The 19,124-nt window shown below is 67.8% G+C and carries 16 protein-coding genes; 10 read left to right on the top strand and 6 right to left on the bottom strand.

Going from position 1 to position 19,124, the window contains the following annotated elements:
* Positions 1-84: 84 nt before the first annotated feature.
* A complete protein-coding gene (locus AC3B6A_RS26495; protein ID WP_488400068.1) occupies positions 85-1,254 on the top strand; it encodes an MFS transporter in 1,170 nt (389 codons plus the stop codon).
* Here AC3B6A_RS26495 and AC3B6A_RS26490 read toward each other — a convergent pair.
* The 3 genes from AC3B6A_RS26490 to dadR all read right to left on the bottom strand — a co-directional run bounded on the left by AC3B6A_RS26490 (position 1,251) and on the right by dadR (position 4,804).
* Entirely contained in the window at positions 1,251-2,804 is a 1,554-nt protein-coding gene (locus tag AC3B6A_RS26490) for a phospholipase D family protein (protein ID WP_488400067.1), read from the bottom strand. The genes AC3B6A_RS26495 and AC3B6A_RS26490 overlap by 4 nt on opposite strands.
* Positions 2,805-2,859: 55 nt before the next feature.
* On the bottom strand, positions 2,860-4,179 hold the full coding sequence (locus AC3B6A_RS26485; RefSeq protein ID WP_488400066.1) for an NAD(P)/FAD-dependent oxidoreductase: 1,320 nt from the start codon (positions 4,177-4,179) through the stop codon (positions 2,860-2,862).
* Between the two features lie 136 nt (positions 4,180-4,315).
* A complete protein-coding gene (gene dadR, locus AC3B6A_RS26480) occupies positions 4,316-4,804 on the bottom strand; it encodes a transcriptional regulator DadR (protein WP_015479539.1) in 489 nt (162 codons plus the stop codon).
* 162 nt (positions 4,805-4,966) lie between these two features.
* Between dadR and AC3B6A_RS26475 the strand changes: the two genes are divergently transcribed.
* The 8 genes from AC3B6A_RS26475 (at position 4,967) to AC3B6A_RS26440 (ending at position 12,700) form a co-directional block, all read left to right on the top strand.
* The gene (locus AC3B6A_RS26475) at positions 4,967-7,525 is read left to right on the top strand and encodes an intermembrane phospholipid transport YdbH family protein (RefSeq protein ID WP_488400065.1); all 2,559 of its coding nucleotides are present in this window, start codon (positions 4,967-4,969) and stop codon (positions 7,523-7,525) included.
* Positions 7,526-7,543: 18 nt separating this feature from the next.
* Positions 7,544-7,735, top strand: coding sequence for a YnbE family lipoprotein (locus AC3B6A_RS26470; RefSeq protein WP_015479537.1), 192 nt, complete (start codon positions 7,544-7,546; stop codon positions 7,733-7,735).
* 14 nt (positions 7,736-7,749) lie between these two features.
* Positions 7,750-8,094 carry a YdbL family probable chaperone protein gene (locus tag AC3B6A_RS26465; RefSeq protein WP_488400064.1) on the top strand — a complete coding sequence of 115 codons (345 nt, stop codon included), beginning with the start codon at positions 7,750-7,752 and terminating at the stop codon, positions 8,092-8,094.
* A 359-nt stretch (positions 8,095-8,453) separates the two neighbouring features.
* Entirely contained in the window at positions 8,454-9,749 is a 1,296-nt protein-coding gene (gene dadA / locus AC3B6A_RS26460) for a D-amino acid dehydrogenase (RefSeq protein WP_488400063.1), read from the top strand.
* On the top strand, positions 9,724-10,077 hold the full coding sequence (locus AC3B6A_RS26455) for a RidA family protein (protein ID WP_488400062.1): 354 nt from the start codon (positions 9,724-9,726) through the stop codon (positions 10,075-10,077). Before dadA ends, AC3B6A_RS26455 begins: the two co-directional genes overlap by 26 nt.
* Before the next feature lie 85 nt (positions 10,078-10,162).
* Positions 10,163-11,242 carry an alanine racemase gene (alr, locus tag AC3B6A_RS26450; RefSeq protein WP_488400061.1) on the top strand — a complete coding sequence of 360 codons (1,080 nt, stop codon included), beginning with the start codon at positions 10,163-10,165 and terminating at the stop codon, positions 11,240-11,242.
* Between the two features lie 305 nt (positions 11,243-11,547).
* The gene (gene relB, locus AC3B6A_RS26445; RefSeq protein WP_207886750.1) at positions 11,548-12,096 is read left to right on the top strand and encodes a type II toxin-antitoxin system RelB family anti-toxin; all 549 of its coding nucleotides are present in this window, start codon (positions 11,548-11,550) and stop codon (positions 12,094-12,096) included.
* Positions 12,097-12,271: 175 nt separating this feature from the next.
* Entirely contained in the window at positions 12,272-12,700 is a 429-nt protein-coding gene (locus tag AC3B6A_RS26440) for a c-type cytochrome (RefSeq protein WP_488400060.1), read from the top strand.
* Positions 12,701-12,829: 129 nt separating this feature from the next.
* Here AC3B6A_RS26440 and AC3B6A_RS26435 read toward each other — a convergent pair whose 3' ends face one another.
* Positions 12,830-13,405 carry a xanthine phosphoribosyltransferase gene (locus AC3B6A_RS26435; RefSeq protein ID WP_488400059.1) on the bottom strand — a complete coding sequence of 192 codons (576 nt, stop codon included), beginning with the start codon at positions 13,403-13,405 and terminating at the stop codon, positions 12,830-12,832.
* Between the two features lie 331 nt (positions 13,406-13,736).
* The gene (gene rep, locus AC3B6A_RS26430; protein WP_488400058.1) at positions 13,737-15,746 is read right to left on the bottom strand and encodes a DNA helicase Rep; all 2,010 of its coding nucleotides are present in this window, start codon (positions 15,744-15,746) and stop codon (positions 13,737-13,739) included.
* A gap of 291 nt (positions 15,747-16,037) precedes the next feature.
* On the opposite strand from rep, the gene AC3B6A_RS26425 reads away from it, so the two are divergent.
* On the top strand, positions 16,038-17,717 hold the full coding sequence (locus tag AC3B6A_RS26425) for a putative bifunctional diguanylate cyclase/phosphodiesterase (protein ID WP_488400057.1): 1,680 nt from the start codon (positions 16,038-16,040) through the stop codon (positions 17,715-17,717).
* Here AC3B6A_RS26425 and AC3B6A_RS26420 read toward each other — a convergent pair.
* Complete coding sequence (locus AC3B6A_RS26420) at positions 17,714-19,099, bottom strand: NorM family multidrug efflux MATE transporter (protein WP_488400056.1); 1,386 nt, start codon at positions 19,097-19,099, stop codon at positions 17,714-17,716. The two genes, AC3B6A_RS26425 and AC3B6A_RS26420, sit on opposite strands and share 4 nt — an antisense overlap.
* Positions 19,100-19,124: the final 25 nt, after the last annotated feature.

The raw sequence follows: 19,124 nt of genomic DNA, 5'->3' as shown, positions 1-19,124 counted from the left end.
TCTGGGAAGCCCGGCCGCCGTGCATTGCGCATCGGGCATCCTTGCGGGCCCGGCGTGCGCTCCGGATGGAACAGGAGAAAGACAATGCGTTGGGGTGCCTATTCTGCGGTGAGCCTGTCGGTCATCAGCATCGGTCTGGCCCTCGGGCTGACCATGCCGCTGGTGTCGTTGCGCCTCGAGGGCTGGGGCTACGGCAGTTTCGCCATCGGCGTCATGGCGTCGACGCCCGCGGTGGGCGTGCTGCTCGGCGCGCTGCTCGCCGGCCGGCTCGCGGCGCGCGTCGGTACGCCGCGGCTGATGCAGCTGTGCCTGATCTCGGGAGCCTTCTCGATCGGCCTGCTGGCGCTGCTGCAGAGTTATCCGGTGTGGCTGCTGCTGCGCCTGCTGATCGGCGTGCAACTGACCGTGGTGTTCATCCTCGGCGAAAGCTGGATCAACCAGCTGGCCGTCGAGAAATGGCGAGGCCGCCTGGTCGCCCTGTACGGCACCGGCTATGCGCTGAGCCAGCTGTCCGGCCCGGTGCTGCTGACCTTCATCGGCACCAGCGACGACCGCGGCTTCTGGTTCAGCGTGTGCCTGCTGATCGGCGGTTCGCTGCTGCTGCTCGGCCGCGGCGGCGCGCCCAGGGTCGATCCGCACAGCACCTCCGGGCGCGGGCTGTTCGGCTTCTGCGCCAAGCTGCCGGCGATCGCCTGGGCGGTGGTGCTGTTCGCCGGTTTCGAGGCGATGATCCTCACCCTGCTACCGGTCTACGGCGTGCGCCAGGGCTTCCCGCAGACGGTGGCGCTGGCGATGGTCAGCACGGTGGTCATCGGCGATGCGCTGCTGCAATTGCCGATCGGCTGGCTGGCCGACCGCATCTCCCGGCAGACCCTGTTCAAGGCCTGCGGCATGGTGCTGCTGGCGAGCAGCCTGGGCATTCCGCTGTTGCTGCACGGCCCGGCGATCTGGCCGTTGCTGGTGCTGTTCGGCGCCAGCGCTGGCGGGCTGTTCACCCTGTCGCTGATCCTCATCGGCGAGCGCTACCGGGACGACGCGCTGGTCCGCGCCAATGCGCACATCGCCCAGCTCTGGGGCATCGGCTGCCTGATCGGCCCGCTGGCCACGGGCGCCGCGAGCCAGTGGATCAGCGGCCACGCGCTGCCGATGGTGATGGCGCTGGGCGCCGCGGGCTTCGTCGTGCTGGTGTCCTACCGCGGCCTGCCGCCGGCGATGCAGGCGACCGACGCCGAGCTGCAGCAGGAGCGCTCCTAGAGCATCTCCTCCAGCCCGATGGCGCCGGCGACCCAGGCATTGAAGCGGCGCCACAGGCTGCCCGGCTCGTGGTGCCGCGCATGCTGCTGGCCGTCGCGCTCGTTGACCCAGACCAGCCGGGGCTCCGCGCCATCGCGGTCGATCTTCACCTGGTAGCTGACGTTCGGCGACATGCCGGCCAGCGCCAGGCGGCGCACCTGCTCGGCCAGCTCCGGGCTGTCGACGATGACCCCGACCTCGGTGTTCCACAGCACCGAGCGCGGGTCGAAGTTCAGTGAGCCGACGAACACCTGCCGCCGGTCGAACACCGCCGCCTTGGTGTGCAGGCTGGCGTCGCTGGAGCCGCGCACCATCCAGGGCGCGCCGGCGATGTGGCGGTCCGGTTCGGCGCGCAGCTCGAAGAGCTTCACCCCGTGCTCCAGCAGGGTCATGCGGTACGGCGCGTAGCCGGCGTGCACGGCGGGCACGTCGGTGGCTTCCAGCGAGTTGGTCAGCAGGAGCACGCTGACGCCCTGGTCGGCGCGTTGGGTGAGGTAGTCGACCCCGGCGCGGGTCGGCACGAGGTACGCCGAGACCAGGATCAGCTCCCGGGAAACCCCGTAGAACAGCGGGGCGAGCTGGGTGCCCGCCATCTGTCCGGGCCTGGGCTGGCCGCCGTCGAGCACTTTCAGCGGGGCGTCCCAGATCGCGCGGGAGGGCGCCCAGACCAGGTCATCCAGCCAGTTGTCCAGGTGCGGCCGGTTGCTGTGGTGGTCGAGCCGGGTGACATAGCTCGAACGCTTCACCCGCGGGCGCTCCAGGTAGTGGTCGAGCCGGCGCCGGGCGCCGTCCAGCTCGTCCTTGCCCGGCCGGCTCCACAGGTAGTCGTCGATGGGCCGGCTCAGGGCGCTGTTCCAGTACTGGTCGAAGCTCAGCCCGAGGGACTGGGCGACCGGCCCGGCGCCGAGCAGGTCGAGGTCGCTGAAGTTCATCTCGGCCTTGGCGTCGAAATACTCGTCGCCCAGGTTGCGGCCGCCGACGATGGCCACGCTGTCGTCCGCCAGCCACAGCTTGTTGTGCATGCGCCGGTGCTGTTCGGAGAGATTGAGCAGGCGCCCCATGTTGCGCGTGAGGCCGGTGCTGCGGCCCAGGTGCAGCGGGTTGAACACGCGGATCTGGATGTTCGGGTGGGCGGCGAGGGTGCCCAGTTTGTAGTCCCAGCCATCGCTGCTGGTGTCGTCGATCAGGATGCGCACGCGCACGCCGCGGTCGGCGGCGTGCAGCACCTCGCGGATCAGCGCGCGGGTGGTGAGGCCGTCGTGGACGATGTAGTACTGGATGTCGAGGCTGCGCTGGGCCTTGCGCGCCAGCTCGGCGCGGGCGAGGAAGGCATCGATGCTGGAGGGCAGCAGGTGGAAGCCGGACTGCCCCGGGTGCTCGTTGGCGTGCTGGCGGACGGCGCTGTCCAGGGCCGTCCCCTGCGCCGGGAGAACGTGCGACGGCGCGGGCGGCGGCGCGCTGGCGCAGCCGCCGAGGACCAGCAATGCCAGCAGCAACAGGCGTGGGAGCAAGACAGGGTCTCCGGCAGTCCCGCCGTGGCGGACCGCCGGAGATTCTAGACGCTGCTCAGCCAGACAATGCCTCCTTGAAGCGGTGCCAGGCCATGCCCAGGGCCAGCAGCGGCGAGCGCAGCATTCTGCCGCCGGGGAAGGTGATGTGCGGCACCTTGGCGAACAGCTCGAAACCGCGGCTGTGCTGCCCGGCGATGGCCTCGGCGAGCAGCTTGCCGGCCAGGTGCGTGGCGTTCACCCCATGGCCGACGTAGGCCTGGGCGAAGTACACGTTGGGCTGGTTCGGCAGGCGGCCGATCTGCGGCAGGCGGTTGGCGCCGATACCGATCATGCCGCCCCACTGGTAGTCGATGCGGACGTTCTCCAGGTGCGGGAACACCTTGAGCATCTTCGGCCGCATGTAGGCGGCGATGTCCGCCGGGTCGCGTCCGGAGTAGTGACAGGCGCCGCCGAACAGCAGGCGCCGGTCGGCCGAAAGCCGGTAGTAGTCCAGCGCCACGCGCTGGTCGCACACCGCCATGTTCTGCGGCAGCAGGGCGTGGGCCTGCTCGGCGGACAGCGGCTCGGTGGCGATCACATAGCTGCCGGCCGGCAGCACCTTGCCGTCGAGGTAGTTGTTCAGGCCGTTCTGGTAGGCGTTGCAGGCGATCACCAGGGTCCTGGCGCGCACGCTGCCGCCGGCGGTGCGCACGCGCACCTCGCTGCCGTAGTCGATCGCGGTCACCGGCGAATTCTCGAACAGGCGCACGCCCAGGCTCTGCGCGGCGGCGGCCTCGCCCAGGGCGAGGTTGAGCGGGTGCAGGTGGCCGGAGCCCATGTCGACCATGCCGCCGACGTAGAGGTCGGAGCCGACGATGGAGTGCATGTCGTCCTTCGCGACCATGCGCAGCTCGTGGCGGTAGCCCAGGCCTTTGAGTTCTTCGAGGTCTTCGCGGAAGCCGTCGAGGTCCGACGGCTTGTTGGCCAGGTCGCAGTAGCCCCAGGTCAGGTCGCAGTCGATGCCGTAGCGCTCGACGCGGCGGCGGACGATCTCCACCGCTTCCAGGCCCATCAGCTTGAGTTCGCGCACGCCGTCGGCGCCGATCACCGGCGCGAACTGCTCGACGCCGTGGCCGACGCCGCGGATCAGCTGTCCGCCGTTGCGCCCGCTGGCGCCCCAGGCGATCTGCCGGGCCTCCAGCAACACCACCGAGAGGCCGCGCTCGGCCAGCTCGATGGCGGTGTTCAGCCCGGAGAAGCCACCGCCGATGATGCACACGTCGGCCTTTTCCTCGCCGGCCAGGGGCGGCACTTCGATGCGGCGGTTGACGCTCGCGGCGTAATAGGAAGGGGCGTGACGGTCGGTATGCACCGGCTGGCGAACGCGGGCGTTCATGTGCGATATCCTGATTTTTGTGTTGTTAAAATTTTACGCAGGATAAACGCCGACTTCCCGCCACGCCAATAGCCGGAGCCGTAAAAAGAGCCTGGAAGTTGTAAAAGTCCGGCAGATTGCCGCGAACGGCGGGGAATCAGTCCGGGATGGGCAAAGTCAGGCTTTCCTTGACTTCTTCCATGACGATGTAGCTCTTGGATTCGCGCACGTGCGGCAGCTTGAGCAGGATGTCGCCCAGCAGCTTGCGGTAGGAGGCCATTTCCGAGATGCGCGCCTTCACCAGGTAGTCGAAGTGGCCCGAGACGAGATGGCACTCCAGCACGTGGGGCAGCTTGAGCACCGAGCGGCGGAAGTCCTCGAAGGTATCGCCGGACTTGTAGTCCAGGCTGATCTCGACGAACACCAGCAGGCTGGCCTTGAGGTACTGCGGATTCAGGCGGGCGTTGTAGCCCATGATGATCCCCTCGCGCTCCAGCCGGCGCACGCGCTCGGTGCAGGGCGTGGTGGAGAGGCCGACCCGCTCGCCCAGTTCGGTGAAGGAGATGCGACCTTCCTCCTGCAGGATGCGCAGGATGTTGCGATCGATCTTGTCCAGTTCGCGGCGGCTTTGATGCTGGGTTCTCATGGGGAGGCGTGGCGTCGGCTTTTGGGGGAATGTCGGCAATATAGTCGGTTATGCAGGGAATATCACTGGCAGCGCTTGAACTTCCGTCAACCCTTGGCCAGCCTGTAGACCCATGCTCCCGCCGCAAGGTTCGGAGCCGGACGTTTTCCCCTGGAGCCCGGCATGTCGCTAGCGCGCCTGCGCACTGTCCTTCTGCTGCTGTTGCTGATCCTGGCGCTGGCCGTGGGCGGCGCGTGGCTGGCGTTGCCGCGCCTGCTGGCCGGCGCCGGGGTGAGCATCGAGCAGTGGCAGGGCCTGGGCGTGTCGCGCGCGGGGCTGCTGCTGGAGCGGCTCGCGCTGCAGCGGCAGACGCCGGACGGCGGCCGGCTCGCGGTGCGCGTCGAACGGCTGCGGCTGGGCTGGCCGCAACATGCGGACGGCCGCTGGCGGCTGGCGGAAGTGTCCGTGGGCAGCCTGGAGGTGCAACAGTGGCCGGGTACGGCGCCGAGCTCCGGCGCGCTGCCCGCGCCGGAGCAGTTGGGTCGCTGGCTGGCGCTGATGCCCGGGCGGCTGTCCCTGGAGCGGGTGAGCCTCGAACTGCCCTGCGCCCGTGAAGGGCGCTGCGCGCTGAACGGCAGCACGCACTGGGAGCAACTGCCGGATGGCGCCGCCGCGCTGGGCGGCGAGCTGCGCCAGGGCGGCCAGCAGCTGGCTTTCAATGGATTGTTGCAGCCCGGCGAGGGACAGTGGCGCCTGCAGCTGGACAGCTATCTGGACAACCAGCCGCTGCTGTCCCTGCAGTCGAGCTGGACCCCGGCTTCCCGCCGGCTCACCGGAACCCTGGCCAGCCCTGCGGTGCCGCCGATCCAGGCGGTGCGCAACTGGCTGGGCATGTGGCTGCCCACGCCGAACCTGCCGTTGCCGATTCCCGAGGCCGGGCGCCTGCGCCTGAGCTGGGACGCCACCCTGGCCGGCGCCGCCGCCTGGCCGGACTGGACGGGCCTGCGCGATGGGCGCGGCAGCGTCGATCTCGCCGTGCAATTGCCGCAGCCCTGGCCGCTGCCCGGCCTGGGGAACCTGCAGGGCGACCTGCGGCTGCTCGCCAGCGCCGGCGACAGGGGCTGGCGGCCCTCGATGATCGGCGGCGACCTGCGCCTGTCCGATCTCTACGGCGACTGGTTGCAGGCGCTGCCGGTCGGCCTGCGCCCGGCGCGCCTGACCCTGCATCTGGAGCCGGGCGTCGACGACGAAGCCGGCAGCGTGCGCGCCGACCTGCATGCCGTCGGCGCCGCCGACCTGCGCCTGCGCTCGCGCGTGGCGCTGCTGGAGGCGACTCCGCTGGCGCTGCAACTGAACGCCGCGCGGCTGCAGGGCAAGGTTCCGCACCTGGAAGTGGCCGGCCTGCGCGCGGACAACAGCCGCATCGACCTGGGCTTCGAAGGCCGCCTGGACAGCCAGTCGGCGACCCTGGCCTTCGCCGCCGGCCCGCAACTGCGCATCGACACCCTGAGCGGGCCGCAGGGGCTCAGGGCCAGCCAGCTCAGCGCGACCCTCGGCAACGGCGCCTTCAACCTGAATTACGCCAGCGACTCACCGCTGGCGCTGCAACTGGCGGCGCCGTTGCAGCTGGCGCTGGGCGAGCTGCGCCAGGCGCACCTCAGGCCGCTGGCCTGGAACGCCAGCGGCGAGCTGTCCGCCAGCCTCGACGCCCAGCGGTTCAAGGGCCGCGTGCAGAACGGCGGCGGCCTGGACGCCACGATCGACCTGGGCAACGCGGCGGACCGGGGGCTGAGCCTCGCCGCGCGCCTGCCGGAATTCTTCCTGGGCAGCGGCAATCCGCTGGAGAAGTCCCTGGCCGACTGGCCGGGGGTGCTCAGCCTGAACAACGGCCGGGCGAGCCTCGAACTGGACTGGCGCCAGCCGCCGGGCGGCGCGCCGCAAAGCCTCGAGCTGCGGCTGCGCGGGCAGGGGCTGGACGGCGTCTACGACCGCAGCGAAGTCCACGGCCTGGACCTGCAGGCGACGGTTGCGCTGAAGGGCTCGCAACTGGAGCTGCAACTGCCGCAGCTGAAGGTCGCCGCGCTGAACCCGGGGGTGACGCTCGGGCCGCTGTCGTTGCAGGGCAGCTACAAGGCCGCGCTGGGCGCGCCGATGGCCGGCCGCGTCGACTGGCGGCAGGCGGAGCTGGCGCTGTTCGACGGCCGTGCCTGGTTGCCGGCCGGAGCGCTGGATCTTTCCGCGGCGGACCAGGGTCAGACACTGAAGCTGGAAGGGCTGTCGCTGGCGGCGATCCTCCGGGCCTATCCGGCGGAAGGGCTGTCCGGCAGCGGGACCCTCGACGGCACGCTGCCGCTGCGCCTGGAGAAGGGCCGGCTGGCCATCCGGGGCGGCGAGGTGGCGGCGCGCGGACCGGGCGTGCTGCAGTTCCGCTCGGAGAAGATCCGCTCCCTGGGCCGCAGCAACCCGGCGATGCAACTGGTGGCCAGCGCCATCGACGATTTCCGCTACGACAAGCTGAGCAGCCGCGTGGATTATGATGGATCGGGCAGGCTGCTCCTCGCCCTGAGCCTGAGCGGGAGCAACCCCGCGCTGGAGCAGGGCCGGCCGATCAACCTCAACGTCAACCTGGAGGAGAACGTGCCCAAGCTGCTCACCAGCCTGCAACTGAGCGACCGGGTCAGCGAAACCATCCGCAAGCGCGTGCAGGAACGCCTGCGCAATGACCCGGCCGCCGCGCCCTGACCGCAAGGAGAACCCCCGATGCGCCTCCGCGCCTTACTCCCGTTCCTGCTCCTGGCCGGCCTGGCCCAGGGCTGCACGCCCACCGTGCAGCTCGCGGCGCCCAAGGAGCCGATCAACATCAACCTCAACGTGAAGATCGAGCACGAGATCTATATCAAGGTCGACAAGGCGCTCGACGGCATCATCAACGAGAACAGCGGGCTGTTCTGAGAAGGAGCCTATCCATGAGATTGCACCGCAAACTGGGCGTCGCGCTGGTCGCCTTCTGCCTCAGCCTGCCGGTCATGGCGATGAGCCTGGAGCAGGCCATGTCCGCCCTCGGCGGCGCCAAGGCCCAGGGCCTGGTCGGCGAGCAGACCGACGGCTACCTGGGCGTCGTCGACAACAGCGGGCAGGCCGCCGACATCGCCGCGCAGATCAACGCCGCGCGCCGCGCCCAGTACCAGAAGGTCGCCAGCCAGAGCGGCGCCACGCTCGGCGACGTGGAAGCCCTGGCCGGCCGGAAGGCCATCGAGCGCACGCCGGCCGGGCAGTTCGTGCAGGTCAACGGCCGGTGGGTGCGCAAGTAGGCATCCAAGGGGATTTCCCTGCCTGCCGCCCTGTGCGGCGGCGGGCGGGGAGTGGATCGGCGCGGGCAGGTAAGTCGTGTCGGAATGGCTTCTGGCGAGAGAAGTTCCGGCAGACTGTTCGTTGTTCGATATTTCTTCCTGTTCCGGTGAAATTTTCGCCAAATACTCGACCATCCGGTCTTGGTCGGAAATCGCCATATTCTGGTGGATGTCCCTCCGCTGTTGCGGCTTTTGCCAGGATTTTTCGTCAAATACAGCTTTTTAAATAGTGAATATCGCTGACGCCGACTTCCTATACTGCGCGCATCTACGTTCAGAATAAGAAACGTCCGCGCCCCCGCGCGGCGTAGGAGGCAAGAATGCGTGTTCTGGTGCTTGGCAGCGGTGTGATCGGTACCGCCAGTGCTTACTATCTCGCCCGTGCCGGCTTCGAAGTGGTCGTGGTCGACCGCCAGCCCGGCCCGGCCCTGGAAACCAGCTTCGCCAACGCCGGCCAGGTGTCCCCCGGCTACGCCTCGCCCTGGGCTGCCCCGGGCATCCCGCTCAAGGCCATGAAGTGGCTGATGCAGACCCACGCACCGCTGGCCATCAAGCTGACCGGCGACCCGAGCCAGTACGCCTGGATGTGGCAGATGCTGCGCAACTGCAATTCCAAGAGCTACGCGGTGAACAAGGAGCGCATGGTGCGCCTGTCCGAGTACAGCCGCGACTGCCTCGACGAACTGCGCGCCGAGACCGGCATTTCCTACGAAGGCCGCTCCCTGGGCACCACCCAGCTGTTCCGCACCCAGGCCCAGCTGGATTCCGCCGCCAAGGACATCGCCGTGCTGGAGAGCACCGGCGTGCCCTATGAAGTCCTCGACCGCGCCGGCATCGCCCGCGTCGAGCCGGCCCTGGCCAAGGTGGCCGACAAGCTGGTCGGCGCCCTGCGCCTGCCGAACGACCAGACCGGCGACTGCCAGATGTTCACCACCAAGCTGGCCGAGATGGCCAAGGCCCTGGGCGTGGAATTCCGCTTCGGCCAGGACATCCAGCGCCTGGACTTCGCCGGCGACCGCATCAACGGCGTCTGGGTCGATGGCCAGCTGGTCACCGCCGACCGCTACGTGCTGGCGCTGGGCAGCTACTCGCCGCAGATGCTCAAGCCGCTGGGCATCAACGCCCCGGTCTACCCGCTCAAGGGCTACTCGCTGACTGTGCCGATCACCAACCCGGACATGGCGCCGACCTCGACCATCCTCGACGAGACCTACAAGGTCGCGATCACCCGCTTCGACCAGCGCATCCGCGTTGGCGGCATGGCGGAAATCGCCGGCTTCGACCTGTCGCTGAACCCGCGTCGCCGCGCCACCCTGGAAATGATCACCACCGACCTGTATCCGGAAGGCGGCGACGTCAGCAAGGCCGAGTTCTGGACCGGCCTGCGCCCGGCGACCCCGGACGGCACCCCGATCGTCGGCGCCACCCGCTACCGCAACCTGTTCCTCAACACCGGCCACGGCACCCTGGGCTGGACCATGGCCTGTGGCTCGGGCCGCTACCTCGCCGACCTGATGGCGAAGAAGCACCCGCAGATCAGCACCGAGGGCCTGGACATTTCCCGCTACGGCGACGCATCGGAGGTCCAGAATGGCGATCCTGCGCCTGCACACTAACCAGCGGATGAGCCAGGTCGTCGTCCACAACGGCACGGCGTACCTCGCCGGCCAGGTGGCGAGCGATCTCTCCGGCGGCATCGAGCAGCAGACCCGCGAGGTCCTGGCCAGCATCGAGCGTCTGCTCGAAGAGGCCGGCACCGACGTCTCGCGGCTGCTCTCGGTGACCATCTACCTGAAGGACGTCGCCGCCGATTTCGCCGGCATGAACAGCGTCTGGGACCAGTGGCTGCCGCAGGGCGTCGCCCCGGCCCGCGCCACCGTCGAGGCCCGGCTGTGCTACCCGGAGATCCTCGTCGAGATGTCGGTGGTCGCCGCGCTGCCCTGATCCTTCCCGCGTAGCCCGGCCGTGGCGCCGGGCTTTCCCGCCCGTTCCACCCGTGCACCGTTCCAGCCAAGAAGAGAGTCCCGCCATGCGTCCCGCCCGTGCCCTGATCGATCTTGCCGCCCTGCGCCACAACTACCGTCTAGCCCGCGAAGTCAGCGGCGCGCGAGCGCTGGCGGTGGTCAAGGCCGACGCCTACGGCCACGGCGCCGTGGTTTGCGCCCGCGCGCTGGAAGCCGAGGCCGACGGTTTCGCCGTGGCCTGCATCGAGGAGGCCCTGGAGCTGCGCGAAGCCGGCATCCGCGCGCCGATCCTGCTGCTGGAAGGCTTCTTCGAGGCCAGCGAGCTGGAACTGATCGACGCCCATGACCTGTGGTGCGTGGTGCACTCGGCCTGGCAGCTGGAAGCCATCGAGCGCGCCCGTCCGTCGCGGCCGCTGACCGTCTGGCTGAAGATGGACTCGGGCATGCACCGCGTCGGTTTCTTCCCGCAGGACTACGCCGCCGCCCTGGCGCGCCTGAAGGCGCTGCCGCAGGTGGCCAAGGTCGTGCTGATGAGCCACTTCGCCCGTGCCGACGAGCTGGGCTGCGCACGCACCGAGGAGCAGGTCGCCGCCTTCCAGGCCGTGCGCGAAGTCGCCGGCGCGGGCCACGAAGTCAGCCTGCGCAACTCCCCCGGCATCCTCGGCTGGCCGAGCGTGCCCAGCGACTGGGTACGTCCGGGCATCATGCTCTACGGCTCCACGCCATTCGAACAGGCACATCCGCTGGCCGACCAGATGCGCCCGGTGATGACCCTGGAATCCAAGGTCATCAGCCTGCGCGAACTGCCGGCCGGCGAGCCGGTGGGCTATGGCGCGCGCTTCGTCGCCGAGCGTCCGGTGCGCGTCGGCGTGGTCGCCATGGGTTACGCCGACGGCTATCCGCGCCATGCGCCGGACGGCACCCCGGTATTCATCGACGGCAAGCCGAGCCGCATCATCGGCCGGGTCTCGATGGACATGCTCACCGTCGATCTGACCGACCTGCCGGCCGCCGGCCTGGGCAGCCGCGTCGAACTGTGGGGGCCGAACGTCCCCGCCAGCGAGCTCGCCGCGCTCTGCGGCAGCATTCCCTACCAGCTGTTCTGCAACCTCAAGCGGGTCCCGAGGGTCTACTGCGGCGAGTGACGGATACCATCCGTAAAGTTTGCGCAGGATCGACAGGCGATCTGTTGTAAATACTGAACGGTGTTGCCATGATACGTGGCACTTGGAACCCGCTCGGCTCTAGCCGTTGGCGGGTTCTGCCTTTCAGAGCCTGTTCACGATCTCGCGAGCTAGAGCAGAACAAGGCGAAAACGTCCGAGGGAGCGGAATTTACTTTTGTAAATGAGCATCCCGAGAACGTTTTCAACGCGGTTATGCCGAAGCGCAGCAGATCATGAACAGGCTCTTGAGCCTGCCTGAACACAAGAATAAGGAGGACCCCACCCTTGGACGTCGGTGCTCGTCTGCAAGCCATCCGTAAGCTCAAAGGATTGTCCCAGCGCGAACTCGCCAAACGGGCGGGTGTGACCAACAGCACGATCTCGATGATCGAGAAGAACAGCGTCAGTCCCTCCATCAGCTCGCTGAAGAAAGTGCTGGGTGGTATTCCGATGTCCCTGGTCGAGTTCTTCTCCCTGGACCTGGAGCAGAACAGCAACACCCCGGTGGTCTACAAGGCGGACGAGCTCAGCGACCTGTCCAGCGGCTCGATCATCATGAAGCTGGTCGGCAAGGACTATCCCAGCCGCGCCATCACCCTGCTCGACGAGACCTACCCCCCGGGTTCCGACACCGGCGACGACATGTATGCCCACGAAGGCGAAGAGACCGGTGTGCTGGTCGAAGGGCGCCTGGAGCTGACCGTCGGCGACGAGACCTTCGTGCTCGAACGCGGCGACAGCTACTACTTCGACAGCACCAAGCCCCACCGTTTCCGCAATCCGTTCGATGCCCCGGCGCGATTGATCAGCGCCACCACGCCGGCAAATTTTTGAGCAGCCGGTAGGACCGGCCAGACCAGCTGCGACCTAATGCCGCAAGGCCCGGCAAGGTGGCGCAATTGTTTCGAGCTTGCGGGCTTTGCCGTTATACTGCGCCCGCCCGCGCGGCCCGAGACTGTGATGACTGCTACCGCGCCTGGGTGTGATAAGCCACGATGAGGGTGAAAGGGTGAACCTGATTAGAAAAATGCTGGCAGCCCAAGCTGCCGTGCTGGCCCTGTGGGCTGTAAGCGCTCAGGCCGCAACCAACGATGACGCCATTGCCAAGCGTCTTGAGCCAGTGGGGAAAGTCTGCGTGCAGGGTCAGGAGTGCGCGGGTGTTGGCGCCGTGGCTTCGGCCGGCGGCGGCGGTGCTCCGCGTTCGGGCGAAGAGATCGTCGGCAAGGTCTGCACCAACTGCCACGGCACCGGCCTGCTGAACTCGCCGAAAGTCGGTGACAAGGCTGAGTGGAGCAAGCGTGCGCAGGCACAGGGCGGTATCGACGGTCTGCTGGCCCACGCCATCTCCGGCTTCAACGCCATGCCGCCGAAAGGCACCTGCGCCGACTGCTCGGATGACGAGCTGAAAGCCGCGATTAAACACATGTCCGGCCTGTAATAGCCGACCTGTGTGGAAAGAGCCGCCTCCGGGCGGCTTTTTCATGCCTGCGATTCGCCCTGCGCCCGATGCGCGGGCATGAAAAAAGGCGGGCCCTTGCGGCGCCCGCCTTTTTCACGCGTGGGGCGATCAGTCCTCGAGGAACTCGACCTGACCGCTGGCCAGGGACTTCACCCGGGCCAGGGATTCCACCCGGTAGCCTTCGCTTTCCAGCAGGGCGCGGCCCTCCTGGAAGGACTTCTCGATGACGATGCCCAGGCCGGCGATGCTCGCGCCCGCCTGCTGGATCAGGTCGATCAGCGCCTTGGCGGCGTGGCCGTTGGCGAGGAAGTCGTCCACCACCAGCACGTGGTCGGCGCTGGTCAGGTGCTTGGCGGAGATGGCGATGGTGCTTTCGGTCTGCTTGGTGAAGGAGAACACCTTGGAGATCAGCAGGTCGTTCTTCAGCGTCAGCGACTGGAACTTGCGGGCGAAGATCACCGGGACGCCCAGCTCCAGGCCGGCCATGACCGCCGGGGCGATGCCCGAGGCTTCGATGGTGACGATCTTGGTGATGCCCTGGTTCTTGAAGCGCTCGGCGAACTCGTGGCCGATCTGCTTCATCAGCGCGGGGTCGATCTGGTGGTTGAGGAAGGCGTCTACCTTGAGGACCTGTTCGGAGAGAACAACGCCTTCGCTGCGAATTTTGTCTTTGAGAGTGTTCACGGGGGTGCTTCCGGAGCGGCTGCCGCTGATGAAGCGCGTAATTCTACAATGCCAGTGGCCTTCTGCGCGACGGTCCGACCAATGCAATTGCTGATCGAATGGACAGTTTTTCGATGGGCGGAGAGTAACAGGCTTCCGTAGGAGCGGACAAAGTCCGCGATAGCCGTCAGGCAGCGGCCTGCCGGCCGGATCGCGGATGAGTCCGCTCCTGCGCAAAGTCAGGGGGAGGGGTGCTTGATCTTGTAGGAGCGGAGCTTCTCCGCGATCCGCCGGTAGGCGGCCGCGCAGCCTGCATGATTCGCGGACAAGGTCCGCTCCTACAGAGAGCGGTCTAGCGCTTGAGCATCGCCCGGATATCCGCCAGCGCGGAATTGCCCTTGGCCACCTTCACCTCCTGCGGCTCGTCTTCCTGGCCTTCCCAGACCAGGTCCTCGGGCGGCAGTTCGTCGAGGAAGCGGCTGGGCGAGCAATCGATGATCTCGCCGTACTGCTTGCGCTTGGCGGCGAAGGTCATGGCCAGGTTCTTCTTCGCCCGGGTGATGCCCACGTAGGCCAGTCGGCGCTCTTCCTCGATGGTATCGGCCTCGATGCTGGAGCGGTGCGGGAGGATTTCCTCCTCCACGCCGAGAATGAACACGTAGGGGAATTCCAGCCCCTTGGAGGCATGCAGGGTCATCATCTGCACGCCCTCGGCGCCTTCTTCCTCTTCCTGCTGGCGCTCCAGCATGTCGCGCAGGACCAGCTTGGCGATGGCCTGTTCGATGGTCATGTCGCCTTCTTCGTCGCGCTCCAGGGTGTTCTTCAGCGCGTCGATGAGGAACCAGACGTTGCCCATGCGGAAGTCGGCGACCTTGTCGCTGGAGGCGTTCTGCCGCAGCCAGTTTTCGTAGTCGATGTCCATCACCATGCTGCGCAGCGCGCCGATCGGGTCGTTGCCGGCGCACTGCTCGCGGACCTTGTCGATGAAGCGCTTGAAGCGCTGCAGGCGCTCGATGTAGCGCGTATCCAGATGCTCGGCCAGGCCCATTTCGTCGATGGCGTTGAACATCGAGGCGCCGCGCTCGGTGGCGTAGTTGCCGAGCTTTTCCAGGGTGGTGGAGCCGATCTCCCGGCGCGGCACGTTGATCACGCGGAGGAAGGCGTTGTCGTCGTCCGGGTTCACCAGCAGGCGGAAGTAGGACATCAGGTCCTTCACCTCCTGGCGTCCGAAGAAGCTGGTGCCGCCCGACAGGCGATAGGGAATCTGGTGGTGCTGGAGTTTCAGCTCGATCAGCTTCGCCTGATAGTTGCCCCGGTAGAGGATGGCGAACTCGCTGTAGGGCCGCTGCGTCTTCAGGTGGATGGTGAGGATTTCCATGGCCACCCGTTCGGCCTCGGACTCCTCGTTGCGGCAGCGGATCACCCGGATCGGGTCGCCTTCGCCCATCTCGCTCCACAGCTGCTTCTCGAACACGTGGGGGTTGTTGGCGATGAGGATGTTGGCGCATTTCAGGATGCGGCTGGTGGAGCGGTAGTTCTGCTCCAGCATCACCACCTTCAGCGAGGGGAAGTCTTCCTTCAGCTGCATCAGGTTTTCCGGCCGCGCGCCGCGCCAGGCGTAGATCGACTGGTCGTCGTCGCCCACCACGGTGAAGTGCGCGCGCTGCTGCACCAGCATCTTCACCAGCAGGTACTGGCTGGCGTTGGTGTCCTGGTATTCGTCCACCAGCATGTAGCGCACGCGGTTGCGCCACTTGTCGAGGATTTCCGGGTGCTCCTGGAACAGCTTCACCGGCTGCAGGATGAGGTCGTCGAAATCCACCGCGTTGTACGCCTTGAGCGTGCGCTGGTAGTGCAGGTAGACCATCGCGGCGGTCTGTTCCTTGGGATTGCGCGCCTTTTCCAGCGCCTCTTCCGGAAGGATCAGGTCGTTCTTCCAGCTGCCGATCAGGTTCTTGATCTCGTCCAGACCGTCATCGCCGGAATACTCCTTCTGCATGATGTCGGTCATCAGCGCCTTCACGTCGCCCTCGTCGAAGATCGAGAAGCCGGGCTTGTAGCCCAGGGCCGCGTGTTCCTTGCGGATGATGTTCAGGCCCAGGTTGTGGAAGGTCGAGACGGTCAGGCCCTTGCCCTCGCCGGGACGCAGCAGGGTGCTGACGCGCTCCTTCATCTCGCGGGCGGCCTTGTTGGTGAAGGTCACGGCGACGATGTACTGCGCGCGGATGCCGCACTGCTGCACGAGGTAGGCGATCTTGCGGGTGATCACGCTGGTCTTGCCGGAGCCGGCGCCGGCCAGCACCAGGAGCGGGCCGCCGACGTAGTTCACGGCCTCTTGCTGCCGGGGATTGAGTCGGGACATGAAGGGCGGGGGAGTCTGTGGCGAAGCGGGCGCGTATTCTAGCAGGCCGTGCCGGGAGGCGGGGCGCCGCTGGGAATCGCGGCGATCTGTGACGGGATCGTGTTTCCTGGTTTTGGATAAATCCGTACATGTATTAGGCTTGTGTGAGCAATACTTGAAGAAAACTCTTAAGAGTTTCTCTGAAGTTTCGTCTGTATCCGGGGAGCCGGGTCCGGCGGAGCCTTCAAAACCGGGAGAGCGGGCACAGGGACGGCGCCAGGTTTCTTCCCATCGCATGGACACGGGGGTCGCGTGGCAGCGTCGGTCGAACCAGCGCGCCTGCTCCTGCTGGCGGAAGCGCCACAGTGGGCCCAGCTACTTCGCGGACACCTGGCCGCGTTGGGGCAGGGCTATTCGCTGATCACCGCGCCGTCCTGGCAGGCCGCCAGCAGCCTGTTCGACGAAGACCAGGTCGGCCTGGTCCTGGCCACGCCCGGCAAGCTGCCGCCCGCCCATCAGTGCCACCTGCCAGTGATCCTGCTGCTCGAACGCGAGCCCGCGCAGGAGCCGGCGGGCGTCGCCGACTGGCTGGCGGCGGAAAGCCTCAACGCCGAAGTGCTGCGCCGCTGCCTGCGCTACGTGCGCGAGCGCGCCTCGCTGCAGCACACCCTGCAGAGCCTGGCCGAGCAGGACCCGCTGACCGGCATCGCCAACCGCCAGGGCTTCCAGACCCTGCTCGCCGCCCGCCTGAGCGAATGCGGCGGCCATGGCCTGGCGCTGGGGCACCTGGACTTGGACAACTTCCGCCACGTCAACGACGCCCTCGGCCACCAGGCCGGCGACCGGCTGATCCTGCAGGTGGTCGGCCGCCTCCGGGCGCAGTTGGACAGCGGCGACCACATCGCCCGCCTGGGCAGCGACGAATTCGCCCTGCTGCTGGATACCCGGCGCGACCCGGCGCGGGTGGAGCGGATCGCCGAACGCATCGTCGAGGCCCTCGGCGAGCCCTACTGGGTCGAGGGCGAAAGCCTGCTGCTGGGCTGCAGCCTGGGCATGGCCAACGCCCGCCCCGGCGACAGCGCCGACCCGCTGCTGTGGCATGCGCACATCGCCATGCAGCAGGCCAAGGCCCGCCAGGGCTGCACCTTCCATGTGTTCGACGAACGCATCAACCGCGGCGCGCGCAGCCTCGCCGACCTTGAAAGCGAACTGCGCCGCGCCTTGCGCCGCGACGAGCTGGAACTGCACTACCAGCCGCGCCTGGACCTGCACGACGGACGCATCGTCGGCCTGGAAGCGCTGGTGCGCTGGCGCCACCCCGAACGCGGCCTGCTCACGCCGGGGGACTTCGTGCCGCTGGCGGAGGAGAGCGGGCTGATCGTGCCGCTCGGCTACTGGGTGATCTCCCGCGCCCTGCGCGACATGCAGTGGCTGCGCGGGCGCGGCCTGCCGCCGCTGCACATGGCGATCAACCTGTCGTTCCGCCAGTTCCAGGACAGCCAGCTGCTGCCGACCCTGGAGCGCCTGATCCGCGAGCGCGGCGTGGACGCCCGCTGGCTGGAATTCGAACTCACCGAAACCGCCGTGATGCGCCGCAGCGACCAGGTGCTGCAGACCATGCAGACCCTCGGCCGGCTGGGCGTGCGCTTCTCGCTGGACGACTTCGGCACCGGCTTCTCCTCCTTCGTGCACCTCAACAGCCTGCCGATCACCCTGCTGAAGATCGACAAGAGCTTCGTCGGCGGCATGCACGAGCGCCCGGAAAACCTGCAACTGGTGCGGGCGATGATCAACCTGGCGCACAACCTCAAGCTCGAGGTGGTGGCCGAGGGGGTCGAGACCGGCGAGCAGCAGAAGCAGCTGAGCCAGTTCGGCTGCGACCAGGTCCAGGGTTACCTGATCAGCCGGCCGCTGCCGCTGGCGGAGCTGGCGCGCTTCCTGGTGTTCGGCGGCAGCCGGGCGCTGCGCCTGCAGGATTCGATCAACAGCTAGCAGGCGCCGAGGGCAGCTTCAGCCTCCTGCGGCCGCAGCAACCGGGCGGTCCTGGCCTCGAACGCCAGGCACAGGCCGATCGCCGCGCAGGCCAGGCCCGAGGCCAGCCCCCACCACACGCCGCCGGGCCCCCAGCCGAGCGGGAAGGCCAGCAGCAGCGCCATCGGCACGCCGACCAGCCAGTAACCGGCCAGCCCGACCAGGAAGGTGGTGCGCGCATCCTTCAATCCCCGGATCGCGCCCATGGCGATGCTCTGGGTGCCGTCGAACAACTCGAACCAGGCGGCGATCGCCAGCAGGCTGACGGCCAGCTCCACCACGTCCCGGTTGGTCGGGTCGCGTTGGTCGATGAACAGGCCGATGACCGCTTCCGGCGCCAGCCAGAACAGCGCGGCGAAGGCGAACATGCAGGCGCCGCCGAAGCCGATCCCCAGCCGCCCGGCGCGGCGCGCCTCGACCAGCCGGCCGGCGCCGTAGTGCTGGCCGATGCGGAAGGTCACCGCGTAGGAAATCCCCACCGGCACCATGAAGGCCACGTACACCGACTGGATGGCGATCTGGTGCGCGGCCAGCGCGGTGCTGCCGATGGCGCCCATGCACAGCGTGGCCACGGTGAACATCCCCGATTCCACCGCGTAGGTGCCGCCGATGGACAGGCCCAGGCGCAGGGATTCGCCGATCACCGCGAAGTCCGGCCGCCACAGCCCGCGCAACAGCGGATAGGCGTCGTAGGCCGGGTGCCAGCGCAGGTACAGCGCGAAGATCACCGGCAGGGCGTTCATCACCAGCGTGGTCACCAGGCCGATCCCCGCCAGCCCCAGGCGCGGCAGGCCGAACAGGCCCTCGATGAAGGCGTAGTTCAGGGCGAAGTTGGCCAGCGCGCCGATCACGCTGATCGCCATCACCGGGCCGGCGCGCTCGATGGCGCTGGTGAAGCCGCGCAGCACCATGAACAGCATGTAGCCGGGCAGGGCGAAGACGATGCTGCGCAGGAAACTCATGGTCCCGGCAACGGTTTCCGGCGCCTGGCCGAAGCTCAGCAGGACAGGCTCCAGGTTCCACAGCAGCAGCCCCGCCAGCAGCGACAGGGCGAGGCCGATCCACAGGCCGGCGCGGGTCGCCTGGACTACGCCAGCGACGTCCCGCGCGCCGTGGCGGATGGCGACCAGATTGCCGGTGGCCGCCACCACGCCGACGCAGACGGTGGAGACCAGCGCGTAGCTGGACGCGCCCAGGCCGCCGCTGGCCAGCGCCTCGCGGCCGAGCCTGCCCATCATCACGGTGTCGGTGAACACCATCGCCACGTACGCCAGTTGGGCGGCAATCAGCGGGCCGGCCAGGCGCAGGATGGCGGTGAGTTCGTCGCGGTAGAGGCGTTTCATGAGTCAGGCTCAGTCAGCGGCGGCC

This window comes from Pseudomonas sp. B12(2026), assembly GCF_057767015.1.
This window is presented reverse-complemented; position numbering and strand designations above follow the sequence as displayed.